Source organism: Vibrio sinus (genome assembly GCF_023634645.1).
GTDB classification, from domain to species: Bacteria; Pseudomonadota; Gammaproteobacteria; order Enterobacterales; family Vibrionaceae; genus Vibrio; species Vibrio sinus.
Window position 1 is genome coordinate 131,536 of record NZ_JAMKMR010000010.1, and the last position, 16,673, is coordinate 148,208.

General features: G+C 42.9%; 10 protein-coding genes. 2 read left to right on the forward strand and 8 right to left on the reverse strand.

Translation table 11 applies throughout. The features are described from left to right. Positions 1–41: 41 nt before the first annotated feature. From M9194_RS12340 to M9194_RS12360, 5 genes are all read right to left on the reverse strand, one after another. Positions 42–1,871: an FUSC family protein gene (locus tag M9194_RS12340; protein ID WP_250612952.1), complete on the reverse strand. Its 1,830-nt coding sequence runs from the start codon at positions 1,869–1,871 to the stop codon at positions 42–44. A gap of 664 nt (positions 1,872–2,535) precedes the next feature. Further along, complete coding sequence (locus M9194_RS12345; protein ID WP_250612953.1) at positions 2,536–2,970, reverse strand: SufE family protein; 435 nt, start codon at positions 2,968–2,970, stop codon at positions 2,536–2,538. Positions 2,971–2,993: 23 nt separating this feature from the next. Next, positions 2,994–3,803 carry a tRNA cyclic N6-threonylcarbamoyladenosine(37) synthase TcdA gene (gene tcdA, locus M9194_RS12350; protein ID WP_250612954.1) on the reverse strand — a complete coding sequence of 270 codons (810 nt, stop codon included), beginning with the start codon at positions 3,801–3,803 and terminating at the stop codon, positions 2,994–2,996. A 111-nt stretch (positions 3,804–3,914) separates the two neighbouring features. Beyond that, complete coding sequence (gene mltA / locus M9194_RS12355) at positions 3,915–5,027, reverse strand: murein transglycosylase A (RefSeq protein WP_250612987.1); 1,113 nt, start codon at positions 5,025–5,027, stop codon at positions 3,915–3,917. A gap of 160 nt (positions 5,028–5,187) precedes the next feature. Next, complete coding sequence (locus M9194_RS12360; protein WP_250612955.1) at positions 5,188–5,598, reverse strand: DUF2850 domain-containing protein; 411 nt, start codon at positions 5,596–5,598, stop codon at positions 5,188–5,190. A 353-nt stretch (positions 5,599–5,951) separates the two neighbouring features. On the opposite strand from M9194_RS12360, the gene M9194_RS12365 reads away from it, so the two are divergent. Then, positions 5,952–6,128, forward strand: a complete 177-nt coding sequence (locus M9194_RS12365; RefSeq protein ID WP_250612956.1) for a hypothetical protein — start codon at positions 5,952–5,954, stop codon at positions 6,126–6,128. Positions 6,129–6,153: 25 nt separating this feature from the next. Here M9194_RS12365 and recD read toward each other — a convergent pair whose 3' ends face one another. The 3 genes from recD to recC form a co-directional block, all read right to left on the reverse strand. Then, complete coding sequence (gene recD / locus M9194_RS12370; RefSeq protein WP_250612957.1) at positions 6,154–8,241, reverse strand: exodeoxyribonuclease V subunit alpha; 2,088 nt, start codon at positions 8,239–8,241, stop codon at positions 6,154–6,156. Then, positions 8,241–11,888 (reverse strand): exodeoxyribonuclease V subunit beta, encoded by a 3,648-nt coding sequence (recB, locus tag M9194_RS12375; protein WP_431769406.1) that lies wholly within the window; start codon positions 11,886–11,888, stop codon positions 8,241–8,243. The genes recD and recB overlap by 1 nt, the downstream gene beginning before the upstream one ends. 266 nt (positions 11,889–12,154) lie before the next feature. Continuing rightward, positions 12,155–15,622 (reverse strand): exodeoxyribonuclease V subunit gamma, encoded by a 3,468-nt coding sequence (gene recC / locus M9194_RS12380; protein ID WP_250612988.1) that lies wholly within the window; start codon positions 15,620–15,622, stop codon positions 12,155–12,157. 158 nt (positions 15,623–15,780) lie between these two features. Between recC and M9194_RS12385 the strand changes: the two genes are divergently transcribed. Then, entirely contained in the window at positions 15,781–16,665 is an 885-nt protein-coding gene (locus M9194_RS12385) for a LysR family transcriptional regulator (protein ID WP_250612959.1), read from the forward strand. Positions 16,666–16,673: the final 8 nt, after the last annotated feature.

The following is a 16,673-nucleotide window of genomic DNA, read 5'->3' on the forward strand; positions in this document are numbered from 1 at the left end:
GCCTAAGTTGCTTCTAGGCACGAGTGTCATACAAATAGGCTTCACTCCCAAGACTCGAACTCATTTCTTAATCTTGTCAGGCAATAGATCAAGTGACCAAACGCTTCTTTATTATCGATATGGTCGTACTGATCGGTAGAGATGTGCTCTTTCGCTGTGAGCGTCATGTTATCCATAATCCCGAGCGGTGACTGAATCTCCTCAAAACCCAGTTGGATGCCTCTAGTAATGTAATACGGGCGCATGGCGTTAACCAACATTGAAAGTTCATTAAATATCTTATCTAACTCGCTAGACTGAGTGACTCGATAACGAATATGCTCAAGCTCGGTAAACACATCATTAATATGTTTAAGCGATTTAATGATAACTTTATTTCTGTCACGCACTATGGGATAGATATGACTTTTTTTCGATAAAAAAGCGATGGCCTCAGAAATTTTCCCATCTGTTGACGAATTTTCTTTCTGTACTTCATCATAGTTAAAGGGCTTATAGGACAAGGCTCTCGCTTGCTTTTGTAACCCACCGATTACAAAAGCGAGGTAGCCTTGGAAGATAGATTTTGGCAACTTAGGATTAAAAATAAAATTCACAACCAAGCCGATTAACGCCCCGCTGAATAATCCCTCTAACCTTTCATAGCCCAGCTCCAAGTTTTCATGTCCGTAACCACCAGCAAACAGAATCATCGACAAAATCATACCCGCTTGAATCGCGGCGTATTCATACTGATGGTACTTTAGCCCCAAACGACCAATGACAAACAATAGCAGGGTAAACAGCCCAATGACCAACGGAAAAGAGTGCGTGTATTGACCAACATTAGAGATCAAGACGCCCGCGATACCTCCAGAGATAATTCCAAGCAACCTCATCAGTGTTTTGTACATGAGCTCATTGATATTGGGTGTAATCACCATCACTAAGCAAGCAATGATAACTTGATATAATCCCGGAATCCCAAACCAGATAAGAAGTAGTGGCGTTATCGCAATACCGACGGTGGTTCTTAGCGAAAAAAATGCTGCGGATTTGTTCCAATCTGGAAACGAAAACGCCTTACTGTCTGGGTGGTGAGTAGATGCACAGCTTTGTTGACTTGTCTCTATTTTATTGATCGTTTCAATGGCATCAATAATACTTTTAATTTCAAACCTTAATGTATAAAGTAAATGATGTTCATTTTTAGTTTGATTAGACGCAATATGATCATCGAGATCACTAAGAATACTGTTTAGTGTCTCTCTTTTAATTAGTATCCCTTTACTTGTTGTATCTATGGCCTCTCTAACTCGGTGGTTAATTGTCTCCAAACTCGACTTAAGGTTTTCAAAAAACTCTGAGTTGTTGGCAAGAGACTCAGATATTCGTTGATTGCTTTTAACGATGGTTTTAAATTCTTCTGATATGTCTTTCAGCTTGTGATAATCAGAGTCATTTAACTGCTCTGAGTATTTATCAATGAGCTGGGCATACTCTTCGTAAGACTCGATGGGTAGATCATTATAAAAATCAAACTTCAACTGCCTAGCTATTGCATCATATTTCTCTTTTACCTCACGTTTTAGTAACTTCCCTGCGTGATTTCGATGAAACGCCAAATCGACAATGTAGATACTGATTAATGCTAAGAATACGCACACCGGCAATTGCCAAGAAACCTTAACCATAAATGGCGTAAAGTATTGGAAGGCAATGACAAGATCAAAAATAATGATACCAAGAAACAAACCATAATGATGTGCTACATGAGAACCGATTAAATAGGTCACCACTAATGTTACAAGTATGGCGATGATGTAATAAATATAAGGTGAAGTCGGAAATAATAAAATAACTAAGTAAGAGAGTATATATCCAACTGTCACACCTATTGCTCTCTCAAATAAAATAAGGTGTTTTGAGTTTTGCTGAGGATACATAATTTGACACACAAAAGCAGAGAAAGGTGCAAAGAATGCCAAATCATATTTACCTGTTAATCCAATACTATAAGCTAACACTATCGAAATAAGTGCTGATAAAGATATTTTAAAGGCGACTGAGTTAATTATTTTATTACTAATATTAGTTTGATACATACTCTTCCTTATTCATTAAAGGAGATAATTATTTATATGTTTAGTAGTATGTTATATATATGAGTCTCATACTAAGTCTATTAATATTAGCATAGATAGATATGGCAGGCATTTATTTAAAATTTACATTTTGGGGTAATTTGATCAGATTAAAAACCCTAGCGACCCGAAGATCGCTTGGGTATATACCCAAGTTACTTCAAGATGCAGAATTCAGAGCGATGTGAGTGGCCCAATTTAAGGAAAAGGTCTGCAGGAATGGCCATCCATTTCAAAGGCCTTTGACGAGAAAGTGGGCCACTCACACCGCTCCCAAAGGGCGAGTAGATAAGGCTTCACTGCGTTGTTAGGGATGCTCGCCATAGAATGACTATGCCTCACATCCCTGCCTAGCATTGAAGCCTTATCTATCTCGCTGAAGCTCGCATCTCGAAGTAATTTGGGTATAACACTATTCAACGCTGGTGATTTGTTTTATCTGCTCAACAATAGCGAAAAGGCCGTTGCCTCTAGACGGGCTTAAATGTTCTACCAATCCAAGTTGTTTGAAGTATTCATCAATATCAAACGCAGCAACTTGCTCACTGCTTTTGCCATTATACGCTGCTAGCACCAGCACAATCAGCCCACGAACGATACGTGCATCAGAGTCCGCCGCTATAGACCAGATACCTTGTTCACAGTGGCAAATCAGCCATACTTGGCTCTCACAACCGGATACTTTGACATGCTCAAGCTTATATTCTTCGCCGAGCTTGGGTAATTGTTTTCCCCACTTAATGACTTGACGATATTTATCTTCCCAGCCATTTAATTGACTCATGGTGGATACAATATCTTCTGTCGTTAGGCTTTCACCCAAATAGCGATATTCTTCGATCAACATTATGCTATTTCGCTCCAACGAAATTATTGTTTGTGCTTTTGAATGAGCTTATCAACAATTCTAGCAACCGCAACAAAGCCAAATGTTGCGGTCACCATGGTTGACGCTCCAAATCCACTGGCACAATCCATTCTTTTTGGGCCATCTGCTGTTGATTTTACGCCACATACACTGCCATCTGGCTGAGGGTATTTCAGTTGCTCGGTGGAAAAAACGCACTCAATACCAAACTTGCGCTGAGGATTTTTGGGAAAATTGAACTGATGGCGAAGACGATCTTTCACCTTTTTTGCCAAAGGATCTTGAATAGTTTTGGTTAAATCTGCGGTTTTTATTTGCGTAGGATCGGTCTGCCCCCCAGCTCCACCAATGGTGATCACTTTAATTTTGTTGCTGCGACAATATGCCAACAAAGAGACTTTCGCTTTTACACTATCAATCGCATCCAACACATAATCGTAATCCTTGCTAAGATACTCGTGCTGGTTCTCCGGCCCAATGAAGTCATCAACCACATTAACTTTGCAGTCTGGATTAATCAGCTGCACTCTCTGCGCCATCACTTCCGCTTTACTTTGCCCCACGGAACCCGTCATGGCGTGGATTTGACGGTTGATATTGGTGACGCAAACATCATCCATATCGATCAGCGTCAATTCACCAATCCCTGTTCTTGCCAACGCCTCGACAGCCCATGAGCCTACCCCTCCGATACCAATAACACAAACGTGAGCGGCTCGAAGGATCTCGACTTCGCTTTGGCCGTAAAGTCGTCGGGTTCCACCAAAGCGCTGGTCATAGTTTTCTGTTGCTGGAGAATTGAGTTCACGCATAAAAAGTTCCGCTGTGAAAGGCATAAACAAAGAGTGCGATTTATACGCACTCTTATGACAAAAGTCTATACCCAACTATGGAGATATAGCCAAGTTATTTGGCCACTACTCTTATTCTAGTTTTTCAGGAGGCTTAGACCAAGGAGCCTGAGTAGGTGAATGATTCAATCCCAGTTTCCACACTCTGCCAAAATACTTATAGTGCCCAGCTTCTAATCCTGCTCTAGGCCCCATACCATAATACAGGTCTAAATGATTGTCCTTTACTGCCCCACCAGTATCTAGTACCAGCAACAAACGCAGTTGATGTACACCACTCCAAGTCCCATCAGCGTTTACCAAAGGCACTTCTGCAAGTATAGGGGTTCCCATAGGCAAAATGCTCGAATCGCCAGCGACGGATGCCATTGGCAACAGAGGGATCCCGGCCGTGCCTAACACATCATTCGCCTTTCTTGGTTTGAAGAAAACAAAAGAAGGGTTTTGCTCAAGCAGATCTTTCACTTGTTGGTCATTATGACTAAATACCCAGTCTTTAATCGCCTTTAGCGACATTTTTTCCCTAGGCACCTCGCCTTCTTCGATCAAGATCTTGCCTATGCTGACGTAGGGCTTGTTGTTTTTTCCACCGTAAGAAAAGTACTCTAAGGTATCATCATCGGCGAAATGGACAAAACCACTCCCTTGCACCTCCATGATAAATGGATCAATTCGATTTGCCGCATAGCCTAACTCTAACCCTTTCCCTTTCAGTGCGCCGTCGTAGATTTGTGCTCGGGTTGGGCATTCACTCTCGCAATCTGGCTTGGCGTAAACCGGATATTTAAACTTATCATTAGCATGATGGCGCAGCTCCATTACTGGCGAGAAATAGCCCGTAAACAACACATTACCTTTATCATCACCTCCACCCAATTGGGCAGCCTGAATACCATACTTAGCTAAGTCTTTTGGATCACCACTTTCTAATATCCAATCATTCAGTTTGCTGTACAAGGGTTGATAAAGTGCGGCCATAGACTCAGAGTTGCTAGTGACCTCTCCGGCTTGTTTCGTGAACTTTGAATAGTCGCGGGGCGCGTTTGATTGAATGACATCAGTTTTGTTTAAGATGGAAGCAAATTTTCCATCTTGGTATTGCTGTCCTCGGTTGGTCGGGTTTATACAACCAGATAATAGTGAGGAAACAATGAATAACAATAGCCAATGTTTTTTGTTCGCCATTCCTTTGATTGTCTGCACAATGCTCTCCAACTTAAATCAGACACTAATACGAATTTATACCCAAATTACTTGGGTATGAGTAAGAATGACAAAGTCAGTTTTAAATCTCAATTGTTTGCAGTTTAATGAACGTCATTGAGTGTTATTGAGATCAATTTTTCTAATTTCCTGACAATTTATAGACAGGTTGATAGGGGTGCTTAGTGAGAAACTTCATTTTTGAGAGCTTGTTGTTTAGCATGATAAAGCGCATAGGAACGCCACCTGAAGTATATTCAAATATTTCCCCGTCAAAGGAAAAATGCGTGGCGACCAGAGAACCATTTTTCATTACGCCCTTTTTGCCCAGAACAATCTTATCGGCCATGTAAGGGGCGACTTCCTGTTCAACCCATGTGCCGTATATACTGTCTTTATCGGAAAACTTTTCGCGATACATTTGATAAAGATCGGCATAACTATAAATCACAAAGCCCATTCCGATCACAACAATAAACATCAAGCTTCGCTCAAGCCACTTCTGAGCATGAGGTTTTTTGGCTTTTGCTTTTGTACCCTGTGAGCGCTTCACCAGAATCGTCCATTAATTTTTTCGTTTCCATTAGTATAGGCGGCGCAGCGTTATATACCTAAGTCGTATGATCTTATTAAGCACTCGGGTGAATATTGATTCTAATGTCAAGACAAGACCCTAGGAAACTCGAGCTCAGTTCAAGATTACATAATCATTTACAAAAGCCCTCTATACATAAAAATTCAGTTTGTTAGTATTCCGTGGCTTTAAATTCTGAGCTTCGTAGAAGTTTGTTATTTTCGGTTGCTTGGAACAAAGAGCAGGACTCTATCCCACATTATCATCTTTCTGAAATGGGGCTCGCATGGATTGCCGTTTTGTCAGTACGAGTATTATAGAGAGCGACCTACATGAGAACCATAATTTGTAAATCTATCCAAAGCTTTTGGGATATGGCTGATAATCAGCTGCTTGAAGGTCTAGACGTCCATTGTCTATTTCAAGCAAACGAAGGCCTCAGAGCGTTTATCTTGAACTATCAAGAGCAATATAAAATACGTAGCATTTCCTTTGCGGAAACCGCTTAGCGCTTCCTATGTATACCAAGGATGGTTATTGCAATACTTCCAATTTGGCTGCTAAACCACTCGCTCTTTCCGTTTTTTTCTTAATCGCCTGACGCAGCACCTTTTTATCACTGTAGAGTTCAAATTGGTTTCTGGCGCGTGTTACCCCTGTGTAAATCAACTCTCGAGTTAAAATAGGGTTATGCTCTTTTGGCAAGACCATTTGTACAAAATCGAATTCACTCCCTTGAGACTTATGGATAGTCATAGCAAAGGCCGTTTCATGCTCGGGGACTCGACTAGGCAAAAATGCCTTAATGCTGCCATCGGAAAGCTCAAAAAAGACCCTTAAACGTTCCCCATCAAAGATACAAATACCAATATCGCCATTGTATAAGCCGAGACCATGATCGTTACGTGTGACCATTATTGGCCTACCGTGATACCAAAGCTCTCCTGCAACATGAATCCATTTTCCAGCGGCCAGTCGCTGCTCTACCTTATTGTTGAGACCCGCGACACCAAAGTCCCCTTCTCTTAGCGCGCATAATAAACGGCATCGAGAAAAAGCATCTAACGCCAGCTTGGCTGCATTCACGCTATCTTGTTCGCATTGAGTCAATTGGATACAACGCAAAAATGCCTGATATTTATCCGCTATTTTTCGAATGAGCTGATTCATGTTGGTTTTGCTTACGGAAAAGTGCTCAATATCTGAAAAATCACGCGCATAAACATTTTCAACATGCGAGTATTGACCAGTGTTAATCGCTCTTGCCAATTGACCAATTCCAGAACGCGCATCGAAGCGATAGCTTTTTTGCAGCATACACAAGCTATCCGATACAAGAGGAACGGAGAGAGACTGGCTATTTATCATGTGCCTAGTGAGCGCCGAAATAGATTTTGCCTGTTGAGAGCTATAGCCATAGTCGAGGAACTGACAGATATCACCAAGCACTGAGCCCGCTTCGACCGATGACAACTGATCTTTATCTCCTAACAGAATCAATTGGGCCCCAGCAGGCAACGCATCGATTACTCGATACATCATCGATAGATCCACCATGGACGCTTCATCAATGACTAAGATATCCAACCTTAATGGCTGATAACGATTGTGACGAAATTGACTACTATTTGGCATCGCACCTAACAGGCGATGTAAGGTGCTCGATTGAGTGGGAATGGCCTCTTTCAGCTCACTGTCAAATACAATGCTATTGATGGCTTTTGCTACCGATTCGGTTAATCTAGCTGCAGCTTTACCTGTTGGTGCGGTCAATTCAATCGTGGGAGCATGCCCTCTTTGCTTCGCTTGAGCCACAAGCGCTAACAACATTTTCGTGACTGTAGTGGTTTTCCCGGTGCCAGGCCCACCAGAGATCACCGTTAGCTTACGAGTAAGCGCAATAGACGCCGCTACCTTTTGCCAATCGATGCAAGTCGATGGTGGCACTAATTGCTCTAATGCTTTTAACTGCTGAACCGAGTTTGCTTCACTACAAAGACGTTCGACAGAAGGCCAGTCAATATGCTCTGGGGAGACAATATCTAAATGGTCACACACATGCTGTTGCACCACCGTCGCCGAATACGAGTGATTTTTCTTCGATTCACATAAAGATGAATACAAATAGTGATAATTTCTCTCAAAAAGCCCATCCAATACACCAGCCAAGTGATCTCGCTCTCTATTATCAATGGAGCTAGGTTTGGACAGTATGTTGAGTTTGCTGACTAAAACACATTCGTAATACCAGTAACGTTGAAAATACAATCGGCATCCATCAAATATTAACGGCGTCGATTGTTGATTAGTCCCGATAACCGAACAGTGGCTCATGACTTCTTGCCACTCAATACCATTAACAACATCGACAGTACTAGGCTCGTGGCCAAATAAACGCGACACCAAGCTAGAAAATGCTGCACTAACGCCTTGCGTGTCCAACAATTCAATACATACATTCCCTTTGCCCACTTCCATGCTCAGCATACAAGCGATAAAGCCCATTTCATTCTTATATTGGCCTGCCAAAGAATGAATAAAACGACCAAATTGATAGTCAATATGGCGAATTTCTCCGGTTTTGGACAAGGCATTCATTGCATCAAGCAAATTGCTTCCCATTATAAATCAAGCTCCAGCTGATGGGTGTCTTGGTCATTGGTGTAGTTTGGCTGGCCACTAAATAACGCGTCCATTTCTTGAATCAGCGAATAACTCGGTTTGTGGTAAAAAATACCATTATCGCTCGACGGCGTCACACCGCGTAAAAATATGTAATAAACGCCACCAAAGTGTTGTTCATATTGATAATTTGGTAGGCGATTCTGCAAATATCGATGTAGTGCTAAGCTGTATATTTGGTATTGAAGATCATAGCGGTGATCAGCCATTGCTTGTTTAAGCGCCTGCTTGTGATAATTCTGTATATCATCGCCTAAGTAGTTCGATTTCCAATCCAATACATAGTACTGGCCCTCATGCTCAAAGACCAAATCGATAAACCCCTTCAGCATGCCTTTTACTGCTTGAAAGCCCAGCTCTCCTGCCGTGGCAGATACCGAGTCATATTGATGAGAGATACGGTTAATATGGCTTGCGGTTAATAGTTCTATGGGTAACAGAAACTCCATCTCGACCAATCTCTGCTGGGGAAGAATGTGCTGCAAGCTCGCACCTGCTTCCATGAGTGGCGCTTGCAGCGTGTTGTCGACGAGCTCAGTGATAACCGGCAGCCACAAGCAGTCATAACCTTCACTATCGAGAAGAGATTCAATGATCTGCTGATTATTCTGTTCACCAGCAGGCTGATTGAAATCTATTTGCTCAAATACAGTGTGAAGGAAAGTACCGGGTCTTGCGCCTTTAGGAAAGGTAAAAATGGTATGTTCAAACTCAGTCGATGCGAGCTCTGCTTCCTTTTCCCCATCAGAGTCGATATCAATGCCCGACTCATCCAATGAAATGGGTTCGCTTTTTCCATGTGATGAATGACGAACCAAACTAGAATAACTCGTTAAACGCCAGTGACGGTCGATGTCTCGTTCCATTTCGTGAGCCATTAACGCCTCATCAACTTGCCATTGTTGCGGCAGCTTTAGCCCGACTAGGTCAGGGAATGATATAACGGAAATGGAGTCAGCCGAACGAGAGAGCGCTTCGAGGCTTTCGCTTAACAAAGTATGCCCGCCTTCTTTCGCATTCTGTAACAAGTAACCCATCGCGCTTTGATGTACATCTGAGTGGTCTTTTTTGCTGTTGCCATATTTGATAGGCGCAATCCCTACATAGCACGCGTAAACTGCACGTGTGATAGCCACATAGATTAATCGCAAGTCTTCGGCTAATCGCTCTTGCTCTGCCATGGCTAAAGCATCTGCATCGCCACCTAAATCCAACATGGTACGATTAGACTTTGCATCATGATACTTGGCCACTTTCGCAGATTTAAAGTCGCAGGCAAAGGGCATAAAAACTAAGTTATACTCCAACCCTTTAGATTTATGTATAGTGACGATTTGAACCAATCCGTGTTCTGACTCCAACCTTTGGTGATATTCCTCCGATTTGGTATCTTCATTCGCATCTTCAATTTTTTGTGAAAGCCAATGAATCAAACCATAATGGCTATCTACCTCTAAACTGGCTTGCTGAAGTAGCTCTCCTAAATGCATCAAGTCTGTTAGGGCTCTGTCTCCGCCTTCTTGTGCGAGCAATTGTTCAGCGATCTGCCTTTTACTCATCAACGAGCGGAGCATAGGCAACAAACCCCGTTGCTGCCAAAGTGCGTGGTATTCCTTAAACTCATGTACCGCGGCCTCCCACACATTTTCATCATTATTGAGCCTATCCAGTTCTGCAAGTTCAATCGACAAGAGCGAACACGCCAAACAAGCTCTGAGTCCTCGGTCATTTTCTGGCACCAGCACCGCATTCAACATTAACAATAGATCGCTAGCTACTGAGCTTGTGAAAACACTTTCACTATTAGATAAATACACACTGGGAATACCGTGTTCCGATAGCGCTTGTTTGACCAAGTTGGCCTGATGTTTGTCTCGGACCAAAATAGCGATATCACTGGCCTCGATACCGCGTCGACCAGACTTGGTTTCTAGGTACGCCTGTCCAGCTTGCGACTTCGACAGGATGGCGAAAATTTGCTCGCCAGTTACCCGCGCCATATTGGACAAATAGTCACCCTTACCGATCAAGGAGTCATTGTCACGATCAAACCAAAAGTTGAGCGCTGATTGAGGCTTAGGCTGAGATTCTCCATCACATAAGTACCAACAAAGATGCTCGGATCCGGGGCTCGCGTTAACCGGATGAAATGGAATATCGTCATTGTAATAAAATGGCGCGCTGGCTTGTGAGAAAAAATGGTTCACAGATTCAACCATGGCCGAGCTAGAGCGCCAGTTGGTTGCCAGAGTATAATGAGCGGGTGCTTGATGTTTTGCTTCAATGTAGGTAAAGATGTCGGCGCCGCGAAAACCATAAATGGCCTGCTTTGGGTCACCAATCATCAAGAGCGCACTGACTGGATCTGATAAGTAAATTTGGCTAAAAATGTGGTATTGGAGCGGATCGGTATCCTGAAACTCATCAATCATCGCCACCGGATACTGCTGACGAATCTTGTCGCTCAGTACCTTTGTATCACCTTCTTGTTCGATAGCAGCAGAAAGTTGTGTTAATAAATCATCGAATGAGAATTGCTGATTTTGCTGCTTTATTCGTTGTAATCGCTGGCGGCAATGCCGGATAGCCTTAGCCAAGGTCGGCTCCTTAAGGCTAATATTGACGGCCAAGAAGTGGTCTACGGCTGTAAATATGGGGTGAGTAGCCAGCTCTCCTTTGGTGGTTTTTTCGCTAAGAAATTGCTGAGAGAAACGGTCTAATTTCGTCGGTAAAGAATAGTCCTCGGTCGGGCTCAATGCCCAAAGATTCATTTCCTCTATCCATTTGGGCAATAAATTTCTTTTATAAAATTGTTTATTCACACCGGAGTTCAAGATGAGATCATGAATATCACTATTACAGAGCAACCACTGCTGTTTTAAATCCTGGATAAGATCGATATTTTGTTGATGAATTTCGATAAGAGACTCAGGCTTAGGCTCGGCAGAAAGATGAATTTCCTCCCCCGACAAAAACGCATTGATATCCCTAAGTAGCTTTTTCGGCGTGTCCCACAACTTACGAATTTCTTTCACAGCTCCCAATGGAAGCGAGTAAAAATACTGCCGCCAATAATCAGCAACCACCTGAGACTTCAACAACAGCTCATTGCTGACTAGCTCATTATTAAACGACGCTCCGGATTCAAAGGCATGCTGCTTCAACATCCGTTGACAAAAGCCATGGATCGTAAAGATGGCCGCTTCATCCATTTGCCGCTCAGCATCCAGCAACAATTGCGCGGCTTGTTGATGATCGTGGGTTTGCTGCAAAAAAGGCTTAAGAAAACCATCTTCGGTTTTGCCTCTTAAGAAAGCCAGCCTAGCTTCATGAATCCGCTTTCGAATCCTGTCACGCAATTCTTCCGTAGCTGCTTCCGTGAAGGTCACAACCAATATTTGCTCAACCGTTAGCGGATTACTATGCTTCGACTGCCCATCGCCATGCCCGAGTAGCAAACGCAAATACAACCCAGCAATGGTATAAGTCTTACCGGTCCCTGCCGAGGCTTCAATCAGCCTCACACCATGCAAGGGAAAACTCATAATATCTAAAGGTTGCGTATTATTAGGGGATGTATTTACCATTGCAGACCTAATTTATTGGTTCTTATCGCAGTTTGGCGGTTCAAACGGCTTTAAATATCTAAAAAACAATTCAAAAAGAAATTTTCGTGACCAAATCAATAAAATTGGCACTTTTATCGTATGCAAATCTTCACTCTAAAAAAAGTGAGATGTCAATCAACGAAAATTCATCAACTTATCGTTACAATCACTATCAGTAGCTAATCACTCAGCTCTTATTCATCTTTGAATCATTAGTCAATTTGACGTTGGTTGCCAGTAGATCCCTACGATTTTTGCCTGCTGGCAACCAATTCTTTCTCATTCAGCATTTTTTCATAAGCAACCTCTAATATTGACCTAGATAATTGCTGTACTTCGATCGATAAGTCGTCACTCCATTTCGGCCAAATTCGTGCGACGTATAAATTTGATTTATCTCCACGCACATTGTCATCACCATTAAATTGAGCAATCATTTTTTGCAAAGACTTTTCAGGGCTGGGTTGCTTGCCGTTTTCTGCATTTAAATACGCATACGCTGTCTCAGGAAAATAGGCGAGCGGCTGATTCATGCCTTGCATATAGAAGCGTAAAAGCTGCATTAATTGCTGTTTTGCAAACTCTTTATCTGAGATAGCCGCGTAAGCTTTGCATTCAAGCTTTTTATTGTTTAGCCCTAACACATAGGTATCAGACTCTATCCCCATTGCCGCGACGCACAGATGGTCTATCCATGCAGACAACCTATCTTGGCAGCGAATACGTCCATTTCGATAGCGAATCAAACCAACGTCAAAATATTCGCCAATCCAACCAGTGAGAATCACTTGCTGGCTGGAGTCGTTCAGATTGATAGGCAAGGACAGTTCTATATCTGGCTTGGCTTGATTTGCCAATGCCGTGATCTTTGCGTATAACTGCTCCACCTGTTGGCGCTGCGCGTCAAACTCCAATGTACCAAAGGCGGCTAATGGTAAGTTTCCCATGGCTCTTTGTTGAGTGAGAAACTGTGCCCACAGTTTGTCAGTCTGACCCTCGCTATTTTCTTCGCCATCCCGCTCAGCAAGTAAAGATGCAAGTAAGCTATCTCTCATCGAATAACTTTGTAAATTATTCAGAGCAAAAGGCTCATCATCTTCAGCCGCTCTATTGTCTGAGTTGAGATAAACTTTTAAGCGCCGATTAAAAAAGTACTTAACCGGTAACCGCCAAAACTTGTGAAACTCGGCGAGTTCCAGCTCCAATGGAAAAGTCGCCCCCAGAAAATAATCGTCTAACTCTGTATTGGCGGTATCTAGTCGTTGCGTTTGCCTTTTGGCCGCAGGTAGCCACTCTTTTGCATAGCTTCCGTTGACAAAAGCGGCCGGGCTAAAAGGCGTCATAGGGTGCATGCGGATAAGCTGCTGAACAAGGTTATCCCCGGACTCATCGACGGGTAACCCTTCGTCTCCTTGGATACAATAGTTCTGATGGCAATAATCGAGCACTTCTGATACTAGCACTGAAGGAACTTTCTCGGTGTTTTTCTCAATAGAACGCCCCACATAACTGATGTAAAGCGACTCTTGGGCAGAGAGTATGGCTTCTAAAAATAAATAACGGTCATCAATACGACGAGAGCGATCACCAGGCCTGGCTCTACCGGCCAGTAAATCAAAGCTCTCTGGCGGAATAGAACGAGGATAAACACCATCATTCATTCCAAGCAAACACACCACTTTGAATGGTATGGATCGCATAGGCATAAGGGTACAAAAATTCACCTGACCCGCGAGAAATCTTTGGCTTACTCGTGCTCCAGATAGTTTATCTTTGAGGTATTGTGCGATGATGTTGTGAGCAAATGATGCATCAAATTGAGATTCATCAATGTTGTTTTTCAGACCGTTTACCGTGTCACGCAGCGTTTTTAACGCAACTTCACCTTGGACATCAACATCAAAGAAGTCATCTAGCATGTCAAATAAAGTGGCTTTCCATGTCTCTATGTCATGGCTACCTTTTAATCTCTGACGATAATCACCAACCACCTGAACATATGATGTCAATTTACCAGCCAACTCAGCGTCAAGACCTTGCACTTCATCGTAAGGCGCGAAGCTGTGCGACTCCTGATTGAACAGACCAGCATCTTCCGACATGGCGTAGCCAAGTAACATTCTCTCGAGGCCAAATTGCCAAGTATTTTGTTTGATTTGCGGTAGGTCGAAGTCCTCCCCGGTATGTTGGTCAATACCCCAGCGCACACCGGACTCTTCCACCCACCGCCTAATGAGATCAAACTCCACCTCGTTAATACTCATCTTGGCCAATATCGCAGGGGTTTCCAAGATTTCTAACAATTCAGATACAGAGCATCGGCTACTGGGCAGTTCCACTAACTTAACAAACGCTTTTAATATCGGGTTTTCTACATCGGCACTGAGATCGGATATCGCGAATGGGATAAAGCGCTCGGCTGGCGCATTACTAAAAACCGCATTGATTGAGGGGCTGTAACTGTTAATATCCGCTACCATGACAATCACATCTCGTGGTGACAATGATGGATTGCGGCTGAACATAGTCAGTAGTTGATCATGCAAAACTTCAACTTCACGAATGGGACTATGACATACATGAATAGATAAAGAGTGATCGCTCTTTTGCACCGACCGTTTATGTGTACTGGTTTCAAAAGCTTGGTCATTTTGATGCTCTTCCAGATTCAATATATCGGCTTGTAAGTGGTTTAATATCGAGTGCCGGTTGATATCAACAAACGCTTCAATTTCGTGACATTCCAACTGAGCTAACAAATATAGATTGTCTCTTCCTAGTTTTCCCATTGAGGCAAGCAAACTATTTCCAACCTCACTGGTGTGCAATTCATCGTTGATATTTTGTTCAATGTCGCCTTTGAGCTGTTTACTAATCCCTGCTGACTCTGAGCCTACTTCTTTCCACTCAACGTGCTGGCGATGTTTAGCCGCAAGTTTTGCTAAAAACTTCCTGTCTCTCACTTCCCCCCAATAATAACGACAAGGGTTGGTGAACATGAGGTGGACATCAATATGACGACCAATGGCTTTGAGGGCATCCAAATACCTAGGAGGCAATGAGGAAATACCGAACACAAATAACCGACTAGGCAAACACTCTGGCGCCGTAGAATAACTTTCTATCGTATCGATAAAATGCTCATATAGGTTAGCTCGGTGAAAAGGTGATTGGCCGATTTGCAACGTGTAGTCATAAAGCTCCTGCCAAAGAATAGGCTGCCATGGATGCTCACCTTCAAGTTCACTGACAGGCTCCCCTGCTTCCCAAGATGCCACCCATTCGGGGCGATAGACTAAGTAGCCATCAAAGGTATCTGCAATTTTTTCTGCCAGCTGAAACAGCTTAGTTCCACTGTCATCGTCAATCAAATACTTGTCTAGTAACTCAAACTCAGGACGAGAGAGCTGTGCGGGCAAAATCTTCATCAATTTCCAGCACATGGCCTCTTTGTTAAAAGCACTTCGTGCGGGCACATCTTGCAATACTCGAGTAAACAAATCCCAGATGAATGATGCAGGCAAGGCAAAATCAACATTCGCCACCACTTTCAGTTCTTTAGCCAACTCCATTTTTAGCCACTGAGACATACCTGAGCTTTGCACCAAAATGTGCTCTTTATCGAAAGGATTGCTCAAAGGTTCGCGTCGAATCAACTCGACCAACAATGACTTTAGCACATCCACTTGATTGGAATGATAGACAGTAAACAAGAGAAACTCAGAATAATAATAGAGAATGGAAACCAGCTTAGCATATCCAGTTTCTCGCCCCATACAAGCAAATCAGAAACTTTTGACACGATAAGCCTTGTTTTTATTAAGCCAAGTGATTCATGCTGTATCGATAATTTATTAGTGGATAACAATACATGGCAGCAAATATCTCCTTGAAACAGCTCAAAGTCTTTACGACTTTGATCCGTCACAAGACCCTCACTTCTGCCTCTGAGTCCTTATACCTTTCCAAAGCTGCAGTCAGCATGACCATCAGCGAACTTGAAAAGCAAATTGGTCACGCTTTGTTTGATCGCATCAACAATCGATTAATACTCAATCAAGAAGGCCAACGATTGCTGCCATTGGCTGATGAGTTATTGCAACGTTCGAATGAGATCGAGACGTTATTTAGCCAAGATGAGATATTGACGGGCCAGTTAAGGATAGGAGCCAGTGACACTATTGGTAACCAACTCGCCCCCAACCTACTCAGCCAATTTCGCACTTCTTCTGGCCATACATCACAAAGTCTAGTGATTTCAAATACCAGTGCGATATGCCAAAAGCTGGTCGACTACGAACTGGATATAGGTTTGGTCGAAGGTAACATCGATCATCCTGAAATCTCACCATGCGCCTTTGGTAAGGACCAGATGTGTATTATCTGCCCAACTGATCATCCATTTACAAAGACAAACATCTTAGCGATGAATGAGCTAAACGATCAAAATTGGGTACTACGTGAGCCAGGCTCTGGATCGAGGGAGTTTTTTCTAACGAAAGTCGCTACTCAAATCAAGCAATGGAACGAGTCGTTTCAGCTCAATACCACAGAGTCACTCATTAACAGCGTCTCTGCGGGGCTCGGGCTTGGTTGTTTATCGCAACTGTCCGCGCAGCATGCGATTCAAGATGGTCGTGTAGGAGTCATCAAAACACCACTAGATATGAGCCGACAATTTTGGATTCTGTTGCACAAAGAGAAGTATCAGAGCTCATTGCTTAAACGATTTATCGAGTTTTGCAACAAATACTAGCCTAAGCT